We start from the raw sequence: 16,387 nt of genomic DNA, 5'->3' as shown, positions 1-16,387 counted from the left end.
GATGACGATGCAAAGTGAGAAACTTTGGACGAAGGATTTCCTCGGAACTTGTTTTAGTAGTCTATTTCTCTTCTTGACATTCTATATGCTTATGACTACTCTGCCTGTCTATGTAATAGACGGCCTAAAAGGAAAACCTGAGGAAATTGGTTTAGTTGCAACTGTTTTTCTTATTTCATCTGTTTTATGTAGACCATTTACAGGAAAATGGCTCGATGAATTAGGGAGAAAGAAAATTTTATTTATTTCACTTTCATTATTTTTAGCTGCTACTGTTATGTATTTCGGTGCGCAAAGTTTATTTTTATTACTTGCCCTTCGCTTCTTACATGGTATTGGGTTCGGTATGGCAACCACTGCTACTGGTACGATTGTCACAGATGTTGCGCCAGCTCATAGAAGAGGCGAAGCACTAGCATATTTCGGCGTATTCATGAGTTTGCCGATGGTAATTGGTCCTTTTTTAGGTTTAACAATTATTTCTCATTTTTCATTTACTGTACTATTTATCGTTTGTTCCGTATTTTCATTGCTTGCATTTTTATTAGGACTACTTGTAAATATTCCGCATGAAGCACCAGTGAAGAAACAAAAACGAGAAAAAATGAAATGGAAGGACTTAATTGAACCATCCTCTATTCCGATTGCTCTGACAGGATTTGTTTTAGCCTTTTCTTATAGTGGTATTTTATCTTTTATTCCTATTTATGCGAAAGAAATCGGTTTAGGAGAAGTTGCTAGTTACTTCTTTATTGTATACGCACTCGTAGTTGTAATTTCTCGTCCATTTACAGGAAAGATTTTTGATCGCTTCGGTGAAAATGTACTTGTTTACCCGGCTATTATTATTTTCACAATTGGGATGTTCATTTTAAGTCAAGCACAAACTCCGTTTTGGTTCCTTGGCGCAGGTATGTTAATCGGTTTAGGTTACGGAACATTAATTCCAAGTTTCCAAACGATTGCGATCTCTGCCGCTGCAAACCATCGACGTGGTTCTGCGACAGCTACGTACTTCTCATTCTTTGATAGTGGTCTCGGTTTTGGTTCTTTCATTTTAGGTATCGTCGCAGCGAAATCAACTTACCATAATATGTATTTCATCGCAGCTATTATCGTTGCATTCACTTTACTTCTCTATTATGGATTACACGGACGAAAACAAAAATTCAAGAAACAACATACAGACGGAAAAGTTTCCGCTTAACATAAATAAGGAAAGTAAACTTCCCCGTTTACTTTCCTTATTTTGTATTTATTTCAATAGAAGCGTATACTTATAATAGAAATAAAAAGGAGGGACCGATATGAAACTTAAAAAATCTCCCCTACTCTTACTCATAATCACATTCATATTTGTAATTACAGGGCTCGGTTTTACATACTTCAAACATAATAAAACAATCCCATCGAAAAATAACGTGACGAAAAAAAATTGGTTAGATGATCCTTACTTGCGTTGGTCATACACACATATGAAAGAATTCACTTTAATTAACGAGGTAAAACATAACCCGGATCACGTTTCCCACTTCTCTACCGCATCGCAAAACTTAGACGATTTTGCTGTAGAGCGTAGATTTGGAACGACTCCTCTAAAAAAGCTTTTAGACGATAACAAAACGGATGCTTTTGTCGTTGTACACAATGGAAAACTTGTATATGAACGATATTTCAATGGATATAACGAGAGTGAACCTCATGGCATGGCGTCATTAGCGAAGGTCTTTACCGGGGCAATTATACAATCTCTCGCTGAAGAAAATCGTATTGACTTAGAAAAAACAGCTGACGCATATATAAAAGAATTAAAAAATACACCGTTCGGTAATGCCACTCTTCAGCAATTAATGGACATGCAAGTTTCTGTAGAATACCCTACTCACGGATATGAACATCCAGCGTTAGAAAATCAAGATGCACAACTATATTTAGCGAGCAATATTTTACCTAGAGGTAAAAACTACGAAGGTCCGATGAAAATTTATGATATGTTACGAGAAGCAGAAGAAACTGCACCGCCTGGTTCCGATTTTTCTTACGATAACGGATCAGCTGAAACGCTCGCTTGGGTGATTCGAAAGATCACAGGTAAATCATTAGCGGAAAATGTTAGTGAACGAATTTGGTCTCAAATTGGTATGGAAGAAAACGCGTATTACGTTACAGATGAAACAAAAATAGAACAGGCAAGCGCTGGTTTAAATGCAACTGCTAGAGATATGGCTAGATTCGGGCAATTACTATTAAACAACGGGGAATATAATGGAAAACAAATTCTCCCTTCTTCTATTACTGAAGATATAAAAAATGTCCAAGAAGGTGAACTTGCAGTTGGCCCTGGAGCTTCCATTTCTTATCATAATCAATGGTGGATTCCGCACAATGAACAAGGTGCTTTCGAAGTGTTAGGCAGTTACGGACAAACACTTTACATCGATCCGAAAGCAAATATGGTCATTGTCCACTTCTCTTCTAACGCTACGCCAAGTAATGAAATACATTCAGTCTACTCAAATATGTATATTGATATTGCACATCATATAGAGAAGCTTCCACAGTAGTGGAAGCTTTTTCTTGTTGGGGTGTTTTATTTGAAGCCACTACCCTCATCAAAGTTATTCATCATTAAACTTTTTATTAGCAATCCAATAATACGTTACGAAGAGTGTCAATAAAATCCAAATAATCGTTAGTAGTACATTGATCATTGCGGTTGCATTCACTTCCCCTGTGACCAACGTTTCCATTGCATGTTTACTCATACTGGCTGGATTAACCTGATCTACTATTGGAATCAAACCGACGATTATTCTACAAGCTAAAAGAAAAGCAATTGAAATTAGCGCAATAATACCTTGACTGTGAAAAATAGCACTTATCATAGTTGTGAAAGATACGATAAAAAGAACCCAAATTAAATAAAATAGTAATCCAGTAATCATGTACGAAAACGGAACAACAGTAAAAAGATAGTTTGTATATAGATAAGAGGTAAAGTATCCAATCATTACACTAAGCGCTACTATTATATAATTTGATACTATTTTCCCAGCTATATACGAAGTAACCGTAACAGGTCTTGTTAAAATAAAGGCTAACATACCGTTAGCTTTATCTGTTTGAATGGCACCCATCATAGAGATTACTAGAATCATAAGTCCGAGCTGATCAAACTGAGACCCCAAAGTACTCGCTAGTACTTCGCCTCCTTTTTGTGATGTCATACTTGGATCGATGGTAATTCCCTGCCCTCCACCTAATGCTCCTAAAATGGATGGTAAGTAATGCGTTACTATTGGCTGTGTTGCCCCTAAAAATATAAAAACAATTGGTAGCCAAATGATCTTAAAATCACGTAACATTTGAACACATTCTTTTTTTATCAATATCATTGAGTTATTCATTTTTGCACCACCAATTTCAAGAAAATTTCTTCTAAAGTATCGTTGCTCATTTCAAATTTAACAATGTCCACTTTATGTTCGAGTGCATTTTGCAGTAACATAATTTTATTTATTTCGATACTCTCAACCTTCACTTTGACTTTAAGTCCTATCACTTCTACATCCTTCACATACGGTAAATTTTTTACAACGTCAATCCACTCTCGATCTTTAGCTGTAATTTCAATAATTAATTTATTTTCATTATTGCGGTGTAAAAGCTCAGTAATTGTTGTATCTTCTATCTTTGTTCCATCTTTAATCATGACAAATCGTTCACAAATTTCTTCTGCATCACTTAATATATGGGTTGATAATAAAATGGTCGTATCTTTTTTTATTTCTTCAATCAGATTTAATACTTCCCTTCTACCTATTGGATCTAATGCAGATACTGGTTCATCCATGACAATAAGCGAAGGCTTATGTAATAATGCTTGTGCAATACCAAGTCTTTGTTTCATTCCCCCAGAAAAGGTACTCACCTTTGAACCTTCTTCTCCACTTAATCCAACTTTCTCCAAAATTTTTGGTATCGACTTTGACAATGCTTCTTTTTTCATCCCTGAAAGTTGCCCCATAAACATAAGGGTTTCTCGCGCTGTCATCCAATGAAAAAAATTAGGGTATTGCGGTAAGTAGCCAATTTCCCTTTTCATTTTTGATATTTTTATCCCATTCAATAACACTTCACCAACATCTGGATTAATAATATCTGAAATCACTTTTATTAATGTAGATTTCCCTGCTCCATTTGGTCCGATTAACCCTACACATTCCCCCGATTGCAGTTCCATCGAGAAAGTATTGACAGCAATTTTTCCTTTAAATGATTTTGTTACATTTCTAATCTCTAATTTCATAATTTCTCACCGTCCTTTCTCCCTATAACAAAGTACAGAATAGGTCCCAATACGTTAACAAAGATAATAATTAGCGTCCATATAAGCACATTTTTTCTTGTATTTCTATGTCGGTATAAATCAATTAACGCAATGGAAACTAAAAGTGCTCCGACTACAATAACCGGCAATATGATTGGGAGAAACGCCATAATATCCATGTCTTTAAGATCATTCCATCCATAATGTAGTTGCATTTTTATCATTCCTTCCTAAACTCATTATCATTATTGATAATAATAATGATAAATCAAGAGCAGATGCATTGCAAACATTATTCTCATTATTTATAATGAGAATAAATAATGAATAAGGTGATATATAGTGAGTAATAAAGTTGAAATTTTAATGCATCCAGTAAGAATGAAGATTTGCCAAGTATTAATGAGAAATAAAGAAGATGGACTAACACCATTAGAAATGGTAAAAATCATTAAAAATGTACCACAAGCAACACTATATAGACAGCTACAAACTATGGTTGATTCTGGTATCGTCCATGTAATTAAAGAAAAAAAGGTGAAATCTGTTTCTGAAAAATATTACGCAATCAATGAAGAAGATGCAAAAATTGAAGGAAGTGAGTGGAAAGGATTGTCTGATGATGAAAAGTTAAACTACATTTCTTATTATCAGTTATCACTTATGACACAATATCAAAGTTACCTTAAGAAATTAGAGGAACAAAACAATCAAGAAGATAGTGCTACTTTTTCTGTTGTGGACTTAAAGCTCGATGAAGAACACTTTATGAGCTTTCAAAACGAACTTAACGAATTAATGAATAAATACTACCATACCCAAAATAAAGGCGACGAAAAAGAGACCCCTGTTCGGACCGTCGCTATTACAATTATTCCAGAAACGTGAACTAACTCAATATACATAATACAAGCCGATGCTTCCTTACCATAGGAATCATCGGCTATCTTCATTTCAGAAATTGTTTAGCTTCTGTTTTAACTTCTGCTGTAAGGCTAGCGAAAAAACTGATCTAGAATTCGAATGTGCTTAAAGCCCTTGTCTTTCTTTTATTAAATGAACTCTTTTCTTTCTTTTTTCATGTTACTCTCATACCATCCACACTCTCTCCAAACACTTTTAAAAAAGAAGCATGGGTAAACTAATAAATATAAATTAGGAATCCACCAAGAAATATCGAAATCTAAACGGATTGTCCAAAATGCTAGAGCTTGTAATCCTGAACAAAAAGTTAAAATTAATGATAAGAATGCAAAGTGGCTCCAAATATGTTTTTGTTTAGAATGTAAATACATGAGCATACCCCTGTTGTTCCCTCTTATTAAAGGAGGAACTATTATGGGATTTGGTGGTAATTGCGATTTTACTGAAGGTTTTACTTTATTAGTTGTATTGTTTATTTTATTAATCATCGTTGGAGTTGCTTGCTTCTGCTAAAAAACTATAAGAAAAGACACTATGATAAGAGTGTCTTTTCTACTCTCTTTAAAGAATTTATATCAACCTCATAAGTATTCCCATATGGTCTAAGCGCCGGAAGTTCTTCCTTTGGCCCATAAAATAATACTTTCAAATCATCATCTTTATACTGAACTACAAAGAAGTCATCAAATTGGTCAAATGTGTTTTGATTGATCGTGATAAACCCTTTTTCTTGGGCAGTTGTTTTAACACTTATTCTTCTCCCATCTTTAATGACATCATATCCATGCTGATTCGTCACTTTGGATAGCTCACCATTCGTGTAAAGGACACAAAAAAATTCACCTAGACGACCTATAAGATGCCTTAATTCAGTCGCCTTACACCCAAGAACATTCATTTCAAATCGTAACATTTCAAAGTATGCCTCATATAACTTTTTGATTTGTGAGATTCCTATTTTATCCTTATCCTTATAAAAAAGAAGTTTACCATTATCCCACTCACCTACAATAGATTCACAATCTGCCCCTTTAGGTTTGTGAAAAACTAATCCTGTATAAGGATAATTTTCACCTACATATCTATAAGTTTTTTTATTTATATATATAAACAGATTTTTATTAAATACTCTCCCTTTATTATAACGGTTATAACAATAATCAGCAGGATTAATACTCCCCGGTTTCGTATTAAATTTTGTTATTAATCTGTCCTTTATCTCTGCAAATGTTACAGTATCGCCTATTTTCTCTTTAAGAGCCTCTATAAATTGCTCATAAATAGTCAATGTAATCCTCTCCTCATGCTTATCAATATTTTTAGCCATAGTACAACCTTTACTCTATAATTTGACCCGATTGTAGAATAACGTAACCGATGTTTTTAACTTTTTATATAATCATCTATATAAATTTTACATTTAATCACTTAAATTTCATAGCCTAATAGAGTAAAATATAAATTGGAGAATTTTATTAAAGGCTCGAAATAAAGATAATACTCCATTAAGAGCTCTTTTTAATTAGAAAACGCGTCTTTTTTGTATTGGCTTTTTAAATAAGGTAAACGTGAAGAAGCATTATAAAAAACAGGACAATAATATTAAATTGACTTCCATTCGAAGGAGTTTAAGCTTTGCATGAATGACTATTTGGTTGAGCAATCGATATGTTGTGCTGAAACGTCAATATATAAAAAAAGGATCTCTCTTGATAAAGAGAGATCCTTTTTTTACTTCTTCTTCTTTTCTGTCGGTTGGCTTTGTTTAGCGAAATTAGATGAATCATCGAAATTCGGTTGCTTTTTACCAGCATTATTACTTCTACCTTTTCCCATATGTAATGCACCTCCTCTCATCCTTACTATTCCCTATAAAAAAATCCTCTTGCATCCAGGAGGATTTTTTTATTGTCTCTTATTAATCATACCCAACTGTTCTCGTAGTACTTCCAACACTCCCGGTTCTTCCATACCATTTTGGATAGTTTTAAAACCATAGCGTTGATGGTGATTATCATGTTAGCTTGATAAAGAACAGCTTACGAATGAATTTGATATTGACCATGAATTAGCCATGTATTATGGATCATCCTTTCTAAAAAACATAAAAAAACACTATCCCTCCTCATGTTTTTACAGAAAGAATAGCGTGTTTTTTCATTTTAATGGTATTACTTGATAGTAATGTATATCCCTATGAAAACTAATATAGAAATAACATCAATAAACTTGTTACAATCCCGACCCAAATGCAAAGAATGAAACAATAACCCATAATATCTTTAATTTTCAATCCCAGTACTCCTAAAAGAGGTAGTGCCCAGAATGGCTGAATCAAATTTGTCCATGCGTCCCCCCAGCCTACCGCCATAGCGATAGTAGCCGGATCTACACCTAACTTTAATCCTGCTGGGACTTGCAGTGGCCCTTGCAAAGCCCATTGCCCCCCGCCAGATGGTGCCAATAAGTTCACCAAACCCGCTGACCAATATGTAAATATATCAAAGGTATCCTTTGACGCAATAGATGCCATCCATTCAATGATTGAGCTTCCCAAGCCTGAACTACCTAAAACAGCGATAATCCCCGCATAAAATGGAAACTGTAGGATAATTGGAGATATGGATTGCGCTGCTTCTTTGAATCCTTGTGCAAAGTTGCCAAGAGAACCATGCAGGAGCAAACCAAGTGACAAGAAAAATAAATTAATGATATTTAAATCTAAACTATGACCGTTTATGAATTCATAAACACAATACAACGTGCCGATTACGCCTAATACTATTCCTAAAACCGGTGTCCATTCCAGTTTTTCCGCAGGAGTTAAGTTTTTTTGCGGAGGTTTTACAAAAGAATTTGTATCTGTTTCGAGTGCTTTATATCTAATAATCCCACTTTTTGGAGCCATAAGGACAATAATAATTGGCATCGTGATGAATAGAGCGAAAAAAATAATTAGAGTAGAATAACTAAAGATTGTTTGTGAGGTAGGAATAATTCCAATCATATCTACAAGAAAATGATCCTTTGTGGCAATTGTCAGGCCAATAGAACTGGAGAGACCTGCGCTATATAAGGCTGTCGGAGCATAAGCAGCTGCTACAAGCAATGGAAAATGTGCATTCGGATTCTTTTTCGCCACTTCCTTTGCAATGATAGCTCCCACAACTACGGCTAGTCCCCAATTAATATAGTATGCAATTGCACTGATCAAAAATGTCATCGTATAAGCCTTTTGGGGTGTATCGGCTAACTTTGCAACGGACTGCAAGCCTCTATTAATAAAAGGGACAGAAGCTAGCGTCATCCCTGTAACCATTAATAATACCATTTGCATAGTAAACGTTAAATAAGTCCAAAACCCATCCCCCCAAGATTTTACGATTTTGTACGGATTTGAGGGATTCATCAATAAAGCTATAATGAAAGTAAATAAAGTTAGCAACACAGCAATAACAAAGGCATCTGGGACATATTTCTGAGACCATCTCGAAAATACATTTGCACATCGTGTAAGCAATGATTCTTTCTTTCCTGGTTCTGGATTTGTCTCCAATAAAGAATGTTTCATAAATATTCTCCTTTCTAAACTTTAATAAGGTAAATATAAATAACATTCCACAAAAGAAAATAAAATCCTTTTGCACTTGCTGCATACTAATCAACTAGAGTTACACTCAGATGCCGTTACTTTCACCCTCTCATTAACGATTGATTCCCACGGACGTGGTACCCTCGTATTAATAAATATCATTTTATGTTCATTTCCAATTAACTTTATAAACGAAACAAGTTGCTCAGTAGTAAAGGCTCCATTTGTATCTAATCCAACAATGAAATAGTTTCCTAAATTCGCTTCATTTTTTAACTCTTTAACTACAGGAATTATTATTTTAAATCCACAGGAATAACCAATTTCAAAACAAAATTAACAATACTAGTTGGCGGACAACCATTTACAATTCTTCAGGGATGGTTGTCTATCGAAGTTAGCGCAAACGGACGTAACTTTCAGATAATCAATACGCATTTAGAGCCGTTTTCTCCCCCTGTTCAAGTTGCTCAAGGGAACGAATCACTAACAGGACCAGCCAATACAAATCTACCGCTAATCCTTCTAGAAAATTCAAATTCAAGTGCTAACGGAACCAGTTCACCAACATATAGAAATTTCATCACGATATTGTATTAATTCAGCTTCTTATCTTAATAAAAAAATGTATTTCAATTTATAATTTTAATAGAAGGAATAGATTAAGTGGAGGAGGTACTTTGAGGATAGCGCCTTTTCTTTATAAAAACTCAAAATGCTGGCATTGTTAATATTTTCGTTCCATCTGGTGGCGGTCAATGGGCTGTGCAAGCACCAATTATGATTCCAGCTGGCGCTGAACTTGGTGTACCTGCTGCAAAAACAGCAATGGCAATTGCGTGGGGCGATGCTTGGACGAACTTGATTCAACCGTTCTGGGCATTACCGGCATTAGCGATAGCTGGTTTAGGTGCTCGTGATATTATGGGATTTTACGTCGTTAACTTACTATATGCAGGATTTATCATTAGTCTATGTTTCTTATTTATTTAAAACAAAAAGCTAGTTTTATACTAGCTTTTTTACATAATAAATCACTTATTTCCCACGCAATTTATTACGGTCTCCCACTCTATCTCCGTAAGATGTAACGCCTCAAATGAAAAAAAGTCTTCACATACTTTTTCAATTACATGTGGATTTTTCTTAAGGAAATTCCACTGTAACGCTTTAGGAAGAAAATACGTTTCATATTCTTTACTTCCTCTTACTACCTCATCCACTTCTCTTTCACAAATTCCTCTTATTAAATAATCATTCCTTAATTGAATCTGTATTTGTTGAAACATTTCACTACATTTCTTCAATTGGATTAAACAATTAATATATGTACGAAAAAGTTCATTATCATACTGACAACACTTTATAATACGTTCCATTTCATTCATAATGAACGAGCCTTTTCTTCTATGTGTAATAACCACTTTTCCCGCTTCTCTACTTTACTCGTTTTCACAGATTGAAAAACAGATCGTTTTATATCGCGAATGCCGCAAAAACGTAACACACCTCGCTTCATCATAATCCAATCGGCTGATCGATATAATAGTGCGACGTACCATAATGGCGAGTCTAACGTATTAATTACCCATGCCTTCTTCCCTTTCAATAAGCCTTTCGGCAGGGCTCCTTCATATTTATAAGCAAAACCAGCAACGAAAATGCGATCAATAAACCCTTTTAAAATAGCAGGCATCCCCCACCACCATATCGGATATATAAAGAGAAGCGTATCCGCTTCTTCCACTAACGTTCTGTACCGGGCTGTTTCTTCTTCATTTACTAAATCACGTCTTTTCTTCTCCTCATTAAATACAAGGACTGGATCAAATTGTTCTTTATATAAATCAAGTACCTTAACCGAATGATCTGTTTCTTGTAATCCTTTTTGTACATGCTTTAATATCGCCGCGTTAAAACTGGAAGGACTAGGATGAGCGTATACAATTAGTACGTTCACTACAAAACAACTCCCTCTATAAGTTACAGTTTCCCCTTCTTTAACATCTTTTCTACAATTTGCACGTTTTTCGAACTTTGTAATAAACGATTTAATAATGTAAGTAACTCTTCCTTTTCTAAATCTTTCAGTTTCTCTTTAAGCGTACTTTCACCAGCACCTTGAATATCATAAACAACTGCCGCCATATGCTTACAATAATTCTCATATGGACACTCGCAGCTACTTTCTGTAAAATTTTCAAGATCAATCATTACTTCATAGTTTCCTGCATTTCCAGTAACAAAAGCAAATATTTTCTTTTCTTGTATTTCAACATCTTCTACATGTCCTTCTTCATAATATTCAAAACCTTTATCCATAATGTACTTAGGAATCCATTTCGTTATATCATTTAGTAAGTAAGCGTACATAACAACACCTCTTCCTTTAATTCCCTTTTGACTTCCAAAACCCTGCATGTTATTCTAATAACTGTCAAATAGCAAGTCTATATGACAAAACGACTGACACCTATTCGGCGGAGGTGTCTCTTTTCATTTGCAGCCGATATGAAGTGCCTCTTTCAGGCACATTCAATCTTTGACACTACACACTCAACACCATTCCCTTGTATCAGGCTGCTTAAGCAGTCTTTTACTCTACATACTTCAAAAAAAAGAGAGCTTAGCTCCCTTTTCCTGCCTTATAAAATACCCCTTTTTCAGTATAGAGATATTCATCAGCTAATGTAATTTTCCCATCCAGTTTCAGTTCATCTAATAGTCTTGATAAATAAAATTGATGTAACATCTTTTTCGTGAATTTTCCTTCATGATGCGAAACGATATGTTCTTGAATATCTAACAATGATATTGGCTTATCTTGCTCTATCATATATTCATAAACTGTACTACGCAGTTTTACGTATTTTTCGAGTGTCACAGTACTTCGCAACCCCTTTCTTCTTAATATAAATTTTCGTAATCGGTTTTTTTGCAACAAAAAAACCTCTCCGATAAGAAGAAGTTACGTATATATCTTCGTCTTATCTCCCAGAACAAATATGTTCTGCTGGAATTAGCACCTGCATCGCGGTTGCTGGGTTTCATCGGGCCAGTCCCTCCACCTCTCTGGATAAGAAAATATTCACTTAATTCCTACTATACGTAATTTCGTTTTAATTGTCAAATAAATATAACAAATTATATTTTGTTCCTTACTGTTCATACTATACATATATGAATATGCAAGGAGGATTATGAAATGCACGAAAATGCTCGTGGATATGTCCAAAATTCTTTTCAATCATTACAAGAAGCAAAACATTGTTTAGAAGAAGCGCTACAGACTGTTGAAAAAGATTTTAATCGCGCTCGTATTGAACAATCACTTTATGCGATCGAACAAGCTATTCAACGCTGTGATTACACCGTTCATATTTTAGAACAAGATTGAAAAAACTTCCCATCATAAGATGGGAAGTTTTTTCAAATGGCATACTTCATAATTATTACCGTTATAATTAAAAAATATACAGAATTAGCAATTTCTAAAACCCCTACTTTTATAATAGAAATTTTTTTGCCATACAACATAATTGCTCGAATGACACTCGGTATAAAAATAAGAGAACACCACGGATTCATTGAAAATACAATGATTGTTAATACAATATGGTACCCCCATGATATACGGCGATACTTCGGGTTATTTTTCTCGCGAATCATCGTTTTTACATAAAATGTACTTCCTAAAAAATATAAAAATGAAATAAGCGCAATAAATAGTGCTGTTTTATCTATAAGTTTCATTGAAAAATAATAACTAACTAAACCACCAATACAAAAAACAATAATCGCACTAATGTCATTTAGTAACGCTCTTTCATTCTTTTGACGGGCGTAATACATATTTACTATAAATAATGGAATCATTACTGCTACGAATAAAAGAATGCGCCATTCATATAATAGAGAAATCATCCCAAATACGAAAGCGATGATAAAATATACAATTGCTGCATGTAAAAACTCTTTTTTTCGTTTTTGCTTTATGTACGTAAGAAATGGATACGTAGCTAAATAGATAAAGAACCAAGCTAAAAACAATGGAATATGATAAATAGTAGGTTTCCCAAGTATGACACTTAATAGAAATGGTATAACGAGCATGGCCCATGCACCATGTTGCTTCGGAATAACTAACTTCATTAACTATACACCTCCCTTTTGAAAATAGTTCTCACCTACTATTATACAAATAATTTTATATAGTAACGGATATATATTGGACTATTTTTTGACAATAAAAAATGCTCCTTACAATATGTAAGAAGCATGAAAGAGGCAAACGAATATGTAAGTCGCGACCCTACCTTATATGAGTATGCTTTTCTATGCCATGTTATGCTTATCTAATATGCCATATTTCTTTTTGAATCTCGTAAGAATCGTAATCCAAGACGTACTAAATAATAGTAAGAAAACAACATTCGAAATCGCATGGCTCAAATCGAAATAAAAACTTGCGATATAATACGAAATGACAGCTTCCCACGTTGCCTCACGTATGAAACCGAGAAGCCCCCAGAAGTTCATAATCCAACCAAATAAAAATCCAACAAACAATCCGTATAGAAGTCTTCCCCATAGCTTTCTCATTAAAAATGTATTACGTAATAATCCAGCTATAAAACCAATCATACCCCAGGAAAACATTTGCCACGGCGTCCACGGACCTTGCCCTAAAAAGATGTTAGATACGATAGCCGCTGTTGCACCGATCATAAAACCAGTTTCACTCCCAAACACAATTGCAGAAACGATAATGACAAATGAAGTCGGTTGTACACTTGGCAATATCGAAAATGGCACGCGGCTAACTGCTGCAATTGCCGCTAACACAGCAACGAGCACAATTTCACGTGAAACAAAAGCCTTTCTTTCAAAGCGGATATAGAAAGGTAACATAATAATAACTAATAAAAACAAACTACTTAACATGTAATAACCGTCCATGATAAGTGTAGTAAAGAGTAATGTGCCTATTATTACTGCAAAAATACATATTATGAATGCAACATATCGTTTGGACACGCTTCGTACACATCCTCCCACGTTAATGCATATGGCAATTCTTTTCGAATGAATCGATTGATAGATGTTGTATAAAAGAAGTTTCCACTAAAAAATTCCTTCGGTGCATCATTCATAATAACTGCTCCGTCAAATAACATCATGCATTGATCAACGTATTTCGCTGCAAACTCAATATCATGCGTTGCCATTACAATTGTTGTACCTTCTTTTTGTAGCTTTCTAAATAGCTCTCCTACTCTTTCTTTTTTCCACGGATCTAATCCCTTTGTCGGTTCATCAAGTAACAATAAAGTCGGCTTTGATAATAACGTTGTACATAACGCAAGTAGTTGTTGCTCTCCCCCGCTACAATCATGCGGATGGCGTTCTTTAAGCGAATGTAACCAAAACTGTTTTAGCATATCTTCTGCTATTTCTTTTCCTTGTTCTCCATATAACTCACGTGCACGTTCATACACTTCTTCCCACACTGTATCAAATGTAAAATGATAATACGGATGTTGTGATACATACCCGATCCTTTTAAATCGTTCTTTCGAATCAATTTTATGTATCACTTTCCCATTCCACTTTACTTTCCCTCTTCTCGCTTTTTGCACTCCCGCTAAAATCGTTAACAGTGTAGATTTACCTGTACCATTTTTCCCAACGAGAGCTACCCATTTTCCTTTTTCAATCGATACGGTTAAATATCGTAAAATAAGCGGACTATTTTTTTCATATTGGAACGAAATATGCTCTGCGCTTAAAATGACTTCTCGCTTTTCACTTTGTGCTATTGGCTCATTCACATATGATATATCTGAAAAGTTATTCAGTTTCATTTGTGCTTCTCGCACTGTAAACGGAATATCTTCCACGTCCCATTCTAAAAACAATCTTGGAATTTGCGGAATAAATGGACGGAACTTTTCAACTTCCCACATGTTCGCTATAACCGTTTTAGGACTGCCATCATAAACGATGCGGCCGTTATCCATACAAATAACGCGTGTTGCAAGTGGTATCACTTCATCTAAACGATGTTCACTTAAAACGATCGTAATTCCAAGTTCTTCGTTAATACGTTTTAACAATCCTAAAAACTCTTTCGCAGCAATTGGATCTAACTGCGCCGTCGGTTCATCTAATAATAATAATTTCGGCTGCATAACTAATACCGCAGCTAAATTGACGAGCTGCTTTTGCCCGCCAGATAACGTATGAACAGATTGATGCAATAAATCTTGAAATCCTAAGAAGCTAATAAGCTCTGCTATTCGTTTTTGAATAATCTGTGATGGTAACCCGATATTTTCTAAAGAAAATGCTAATTCTTGAATTACCGTATCCATTACGAGCTGATTTTCTGGATTTTGAAATACCATACCAATTTCTTGTGCAGATAATAAATCAGGTACTTCCTCTAATAAAACGTCATCATAAAAAATTTCTCCTGAACGTGTCCCAATTGGAAGTAATTCCTTTTTAAAATGTTTTAATAAAGTCGTCTTCCCAGAGCCTGATCCGCCGGCAAGTGCAATAAACTCTCCTTTTTGAATAGAAAGAGAAATATGCTGTAACGCATATTCGTTTTCATCAGCATATACAAATGATAAATTGTTTATTTCTGCATGCGCCACCATATCCATTCCCTTCCTTCCATTATAATTGGTAAACTAATAAACATCGTAAGTACGACAAACATCACTCCATCGTATTGCTGAAATAGAATAGATTCGACTTTCGGATAAATGATTAGCTTTCCCCCGCCATACGTACTACATATAATAGCAATGATAAGTAGAATACTTAAATAACTGAGCGTATACCAATCTCGTCTTTCCATTCTATACCCAATATATGTCGTACGCTTCGTTACACCAAATCCACGGGCTTGCATAGAATCTGCTGTTTGCAGCGCATCTTCTAACGAACAAATTAATAATACTTGCAGCAATTGCATACCGTTTTTCACCCGTTCAACAATTGAGCCTGCATCTACTTGTACACCTTTTGTCTTTTGGACGAGTGTTATTTTCTGTAATCGCCTCATAAACAAAGGAACAAACCTCACTGTAATCATCGTTAACAATGCTACTTTCGGTGAAATTCTAGAAAACAAATATAAAAATTTATGACTTGAAATAATATCATTATACGAAGCAAACGTAAACATAATCGCAACTAATAATAACCCCATTACTACTCCAAACATAATTGCCTCAAGCTTAATACGGCTATCCCCTAACCAAAATAATGTAGTTCGGCCTCTATGCGTTAATAATGAATTAAATAAAATGACCATAAAAAAGAAAACAATTGTGCTCGGTAACATCTTTCTTATCTTTTCGCTATTCCCTTGCATCACATTGATTATAACGATTAATAGAATTGCTCCAATTAAAAAAAGAGGATGAAGACACATCATACATAGTATCATCACCCCGATATAATAGAAAAAATTCACAAAAGGATGTAAAGAAGAAAAACTTATTTTCATAGTCCTTTACCGAATGCCT

General features: G+C 34.7%; 18 protein-coding genes, 3 pseudogenes and 1 riboswitch. Of the genes and pseudogenes, 6 read left to right on the top strand and 15 right to left on the bottom strand.

The features are described 5' to 3' along the window. Positions 1-7 precede the first annotated feature (7 nt). Positions 8-1,207: an MFS transporter gene (locus MNO09_RS13620; RefSeq protein WP_001190339.1), complete on the top strand. Its 1,200-nt coding sequence runs from the start codon at positions 8-10 to the stop codon at positions 1,205-1,207. Between the two features lie 100 nt (positions 1,208-1,307). Then, the gene (locus MNO09_RS13615) at positions 1,308-2,564 is read left to right on the top strand and encodes a serine hydrolase domain-containing protein (protein ID WP_000768698.1); all 1,257 of its coding nucleotides are present in this window, start codon (positions 1,308-1,310) and stop codon (positions 2,562-2,564) included. Positions 2,565-2,618: 54 nt separating this feature from the next. On the opposite strand, the gene MNO09_RS13610 is transcribed toward MNO09_RS13615, so the two are convergent. Genes MNO09_RS13610 through MNO09_RS13600 form a run of 3 tightly spaced genes read right to left on the bottom strand, consistent with a single transcriptional unit; the run spans position 2,619 to position 4,545 of the window. Next, complete coding sequence (locus MNO09_RS13610; protein WP_001065824.1) at positions 2,619-3,407, bottom strand: ABC transporter permease; 789 nt, start codon at positions 3,405-3,407, stop codon at positions 2,619-2,621. Continuing rightward, positions 3,404-4,309, bottom strand: a complete 906-nt coding sequence (locus MNO09_RS13605; protein WP_000764129.1) for an ABC transporter ATP-binding protein — start codon at positions 4,307-4,309, stop codon at positions 3,404-3,406. Before MNO09_RS13605 ends, MNO09_RS13610 begins: the two co-directional genes overlap by 4 nt. Continuing rightward, complete coding sequence (locus MNO09_RS13600) at positions 4,306-4,545, bottom strand: PLD nuclease N-terminal domain-containing protein (protein WP_001175973.1); 240 nt, start codon at positions 4,543-4,545, stop codon at positions 4,306-4,308. The genes MNO09_RS13605 and MNO09_RS13600 overlap by 4 nt, the downstream gene beginning before the upstream one ends. 127 nt (positions 4,546-4,672) lie before the next feature. Here MNO09_RS13600 and MNO09_RS13595 point away from each other — a divergent pair, with 127 nt between their 5' ends. Then, positions 4,673-5,218, top strand: a complete 546-nt coding sequence (locus MNO09_RS13595; protein ID WP_000066848.1) for a transcriptional regulator — start codon at positions 4,673-4,675, stop codon at positions 5,216-5,218. Between the two features lie 164 nt (positions 5,219-5,382). Here the strand turns inward: MNO09_RS13595 and MNO09_RS13590 are convergent. After that, positions 5,383-5,625, bottom strand: a pseudogene (locus MNO09_RS13590) (DUF5360 family protein); the annotation flags it as partial. Between the two features lie 43 nt (positions 5,626-5,668). Between MNO09_RS13590 and MNO09_RS13585 the strand changes: the two are divergent. Next, positions 5,669-5,767 carry a YjcZ family sporulation protein gene (locus MNO09_RS13585; RefSeq protein WP_088107074.1) on the top strand — a complete coding sequence of 33 codons (99 nt, stop codon included), beginning with the start codon at positions 5,669-5,671 and terminating at the stop codon, positions 5,765-5,767. 19 nt (positions 5,768-5,786) lie between these two features. Here MNO09_RS13585 and MNO09_RS13580 read toward each other — a convergent pair whose 3' ends face one another. From MNO09_RS13580 to MNO09_RS13570, 3 genes and pseudogenes are all read right to left on the bottom strand, one after another. Next, a complete protein-coding gene (locus MNO09_RS13580; RefSeq protein WP_088107073.1) occupies positions 5,787-6,542 on the bottom strand; it encodes a DUF7225 domain-containing protein in 756 nt (251 codons plus the stop codon). A 915-nt stretch (positions 6,543-7,457) separates the two neighbouring features. Further along, a complete protein-coding gene (locus MNO09_RS13575; RefSeq protein ID WP_000682881.1) occupies positions 7,458-8,825 on the bottom strand; it encodes a short-chain fatty acid transporter in 1,368 nt (455 codons plus the stop codon). 105 nt (positions 8,826-8,930) lie between these two features. Then, positions 8,931-9,140 (bottom strand): annotated as a pseudogene (locus MNO09_RS13570) (SGNH/GDSL hydrolase family protein); the annotation flags it as partial. Between the two features lie 420 nt (positions 9,141-9,560). Here MNO09_RS13570 and MNO09_RS13565 point away from each other — a divergent pair. After that, positions 9,561-9,839: pseudogene (locus tag MNO09_RS13565) on the top strand (TIGR00366 family protein); the annotation flags it as partial. 41 nt (positions 9,840-9,880) lie between these two features. Here the strand turns inward: MNO09_RS13565 and MNO09_RS13560 are convergent. From MNO09_RS13560 to MNO09_RS13545, 4 genes are all read right to left on the bottom strand, one after another. After that, on the bottom strand, positions 9,881-10,234 hold the full coding sequence (locus MNO09_RS13560) for a hypothetical protein (protein ID WP_001004514.1): 354 nt from the start codon (positions 10,232-10,234) through the stop codon (positions 9,881-9,883). Further along, the gene (locus MNO09_RS13555; RefSeq protein ID WP_001101661.1) at positions 10,231-10,806 is read right to left on the bottom strand and encodes an NAD(P)H-dependent oxidoreductase; all 576 of its coding nucleotides are present in this window, start codon (positions 10,804-10,806) and stop codon (positions 10,231-10,233) included. The genes MNO09_RS13560 and MNO09_RS13555 overlap by 4 nt, the downstream gene beginning before the upstream one ends. A 23-nt stretch (positions 10,807-10,829) precedes the next feature. After that, positions 10,830-11,219, bottom strand: a complete 390-nt coding sequence (locus MNO09_RS13550; protein ID WP_000271538.1) for an SWIM zinc finger family protein — start codon at positions 11,217-11,219, stop codon at positions 10,830-10,832. A gap of 253 nt (positions 11,220-11,472) precedes the next feature. Next, the gene (locus MNO09_RS13545; protein WP_002096439.1) at positions 11,473-11,790 is read right to left on the bottom strand and encodes a hypothetical protein; all 318 of its coding nucleotides are present in this window, start codon (positions 11,788-11,790) and stop codon (positions 11,473-11,475) included. Positions 11,791-11,830: 40 nt separating this feature from the next. Continuing rightward, positions 11,831-11,929, bottom strand: a riboswitch (SAM riboswitch). A gap of 122 nt (positions 11,930-12,051) precedes the next feature. On the opposite strand from MNO09_RS13545, the gene MNO09_RS13540 reads away from it, so the two are divergent. Beyond that, positions 12,052-12,243, top strand: coding sequence for a hypothetical protein (locus tag MNO09_RS13540; protein WP_000545003.1), 192 nt, complete (start codon positions 12,052-12,054; stop codon positions 12,241-12,243). A 32-nt stretch (positions 12,244-12,275) separates the two neighbouring features. On the opposite strand, the gene MNO09_RS13535 is transcribed toward MNO09_RS13540, so the two are convergent. The 4 genes from MNO09_RS13535 to MNO09_RS13520 form a co-directional block, all read right to left on the bottom strand. Then, positions 12,276-12,998 carry a YwiC-like family protein gene (locus MNO09_RS13535; RefSeq protein ID WP_000779973.1) on the bottom strand — a complete coding sequence of 241 codons (723 nt, stop codon included), beginning with the start codon at positions 12,996-12,998 and terminating at the stop codon, positions 12,276-12,278. 183 nt (positions 12,999-13,181) lie between these two features. Beyond that, positions 13,182-13,883, bottom strand: a complete 702-nt coding sequence (locus tag MNO09_RS13530) for an ECF transporter S component (RefSeq protein ID WP_000044892.1) — start codon at positions 13,881-13,883, stop codon at positions 13,182-13,184. After that, complete coding sequence (locus tag MNO09_RS13525; protein WP_002096438.1) at positions 13,856-15,517, bottom strand: ABC transporter ATP-binding protein; 1,662 nt, start codon at positions 15,515-15,517, stop codon at positions 13,856-13,858. The genes MNO09_RS13530 and MNO09_RS13525 overlap by 28 nt, the downstream gene beginning before the upstream one ends. Continuing rightward, the gene (locus MNO09_RS13520) at positions 15,490-16,368 is read right to left on the bottom strand and encodes an energy-coupling factor transporter transmembrane component T (protein WP_002096436.1); all 879 of its coding nucleotides are present in this window, start codon (positions 16,366-16,368) and stop codon (positions 15,490-15,492) included. Before MNO09_RS13520 ends, MNO09_RS13525 begins: the two co-directional genes overlap by 28 nt. Positions 16,369-16,387 lie beyond the last annotated feature (19 nt).

It is taken from the genome of Bacillus sp. N5-665, from assembly GCF_022637375.2.
Classification (GTDB): Bacteria; Bacillota; Bacilli; order Bacillales; family Bacillaceae_G; genus Bacillus_A; species Bacillus_A wiedmannii.
The sequence above is the reverse complement of the archived record's forward strand: the minus strand, read 5'-3'. Positions and strand labels throughout refer to the sequence as shown.

Excerpts from the sequence above, each read along its gene's own strand:
- MNO09_RS13610 (WP_001065824.1), bottom strand. The coding sequence starts at position 3,407 with ATGAATAACTCAATGATATTGATAAAAAAAGAATGTGTTCAAATGTTA.
- MNO09_RS13560 (WP_001004514.1), bottom strand. The coding sequence starts at position 10,234 with ATGAATGAAATGGAACGTATTATAAAGTGTTGTCAGTATGATAATGAA.
- MNO09_RS13600 (WP_001175973.1), bottom strand. The coding sequence starts at position 4,545 with ATGCAACTACATTATGGATGGAATGATCTTAAAGACATGGATATTATG.
- MNO09_RS13620 (WP_001190339.1), top strand. The coding sequence starts at position 8 with ATGCAAAGTGAGAAACTTTGGACGAAGGATTTCCTCGGAACTTGTTTT.
- MNO09_RS13525 (WP_002096438.1), bottom strand. The coding sequence starts at position 15,517 with ATGGATATGGTGGCGCATGCAGAAATAAACAATTTATCATTTGTATAT.
- MNO09_RS13520 (WP_002096436.1), bottom strand. The coding sequence starts at position 16,368 with ATGAAAATAAGTTTTTCTTCTTTACATCCTTTTGTGAATTTTTTCTAT.
- MNO09_RS13585 (WP_088107074.1), top strand. The coding sequence starts at position 5,669 with ATGGGATTTGGTGGTAATTGCGATTTTACTGAAGGTTTTACTTTATTA.
- MNO09_RS13540 (WP_000545003.1), top strand. The coding sequence starts at position 12,052 with ATGCACGAAAATGCTCGTGGATATGTCCAAAATTCTTTTCAATCATTA.
- MNO09_RS13550 (WP_000271538.1), bottom strand. The coding sequence starts at position 11,219 with ATGTACGCTTACTTACTAAATGATATAACGAAATGGATTCCTAAGTAC.
- MNO09_RS13605 (WP_000764129.1), bottom strand. The coding sequence starts at position 4,309 with ATGAAATTAGAGATTAGAAATGTAACAAAATCATTTAAAGGAAAAATT.
- MNO09_RS13575 (WP_000682881.1), bottom strand. The coding sequence starts at position 8,825 with ATGAAACATTCTTTATTGGAGACAAATCCAGAACCAGGAAAGAAAGAA.
- MNO09_RS13535 (WP_000779973.1), bottom strand. The coding sequence starts at position 12,998 with ATGAAGTTAGTTATTCCGAAGCAACATGGTGCATGGGCCATGCTCGTT.
- MNO09_RS13615 (WP_000768698.1), top strand. The coding sequence starts at position 1,308 with ATGAAACTTAAAAAATCTCCCCTACTCTTACTCATAATCACATTCATA.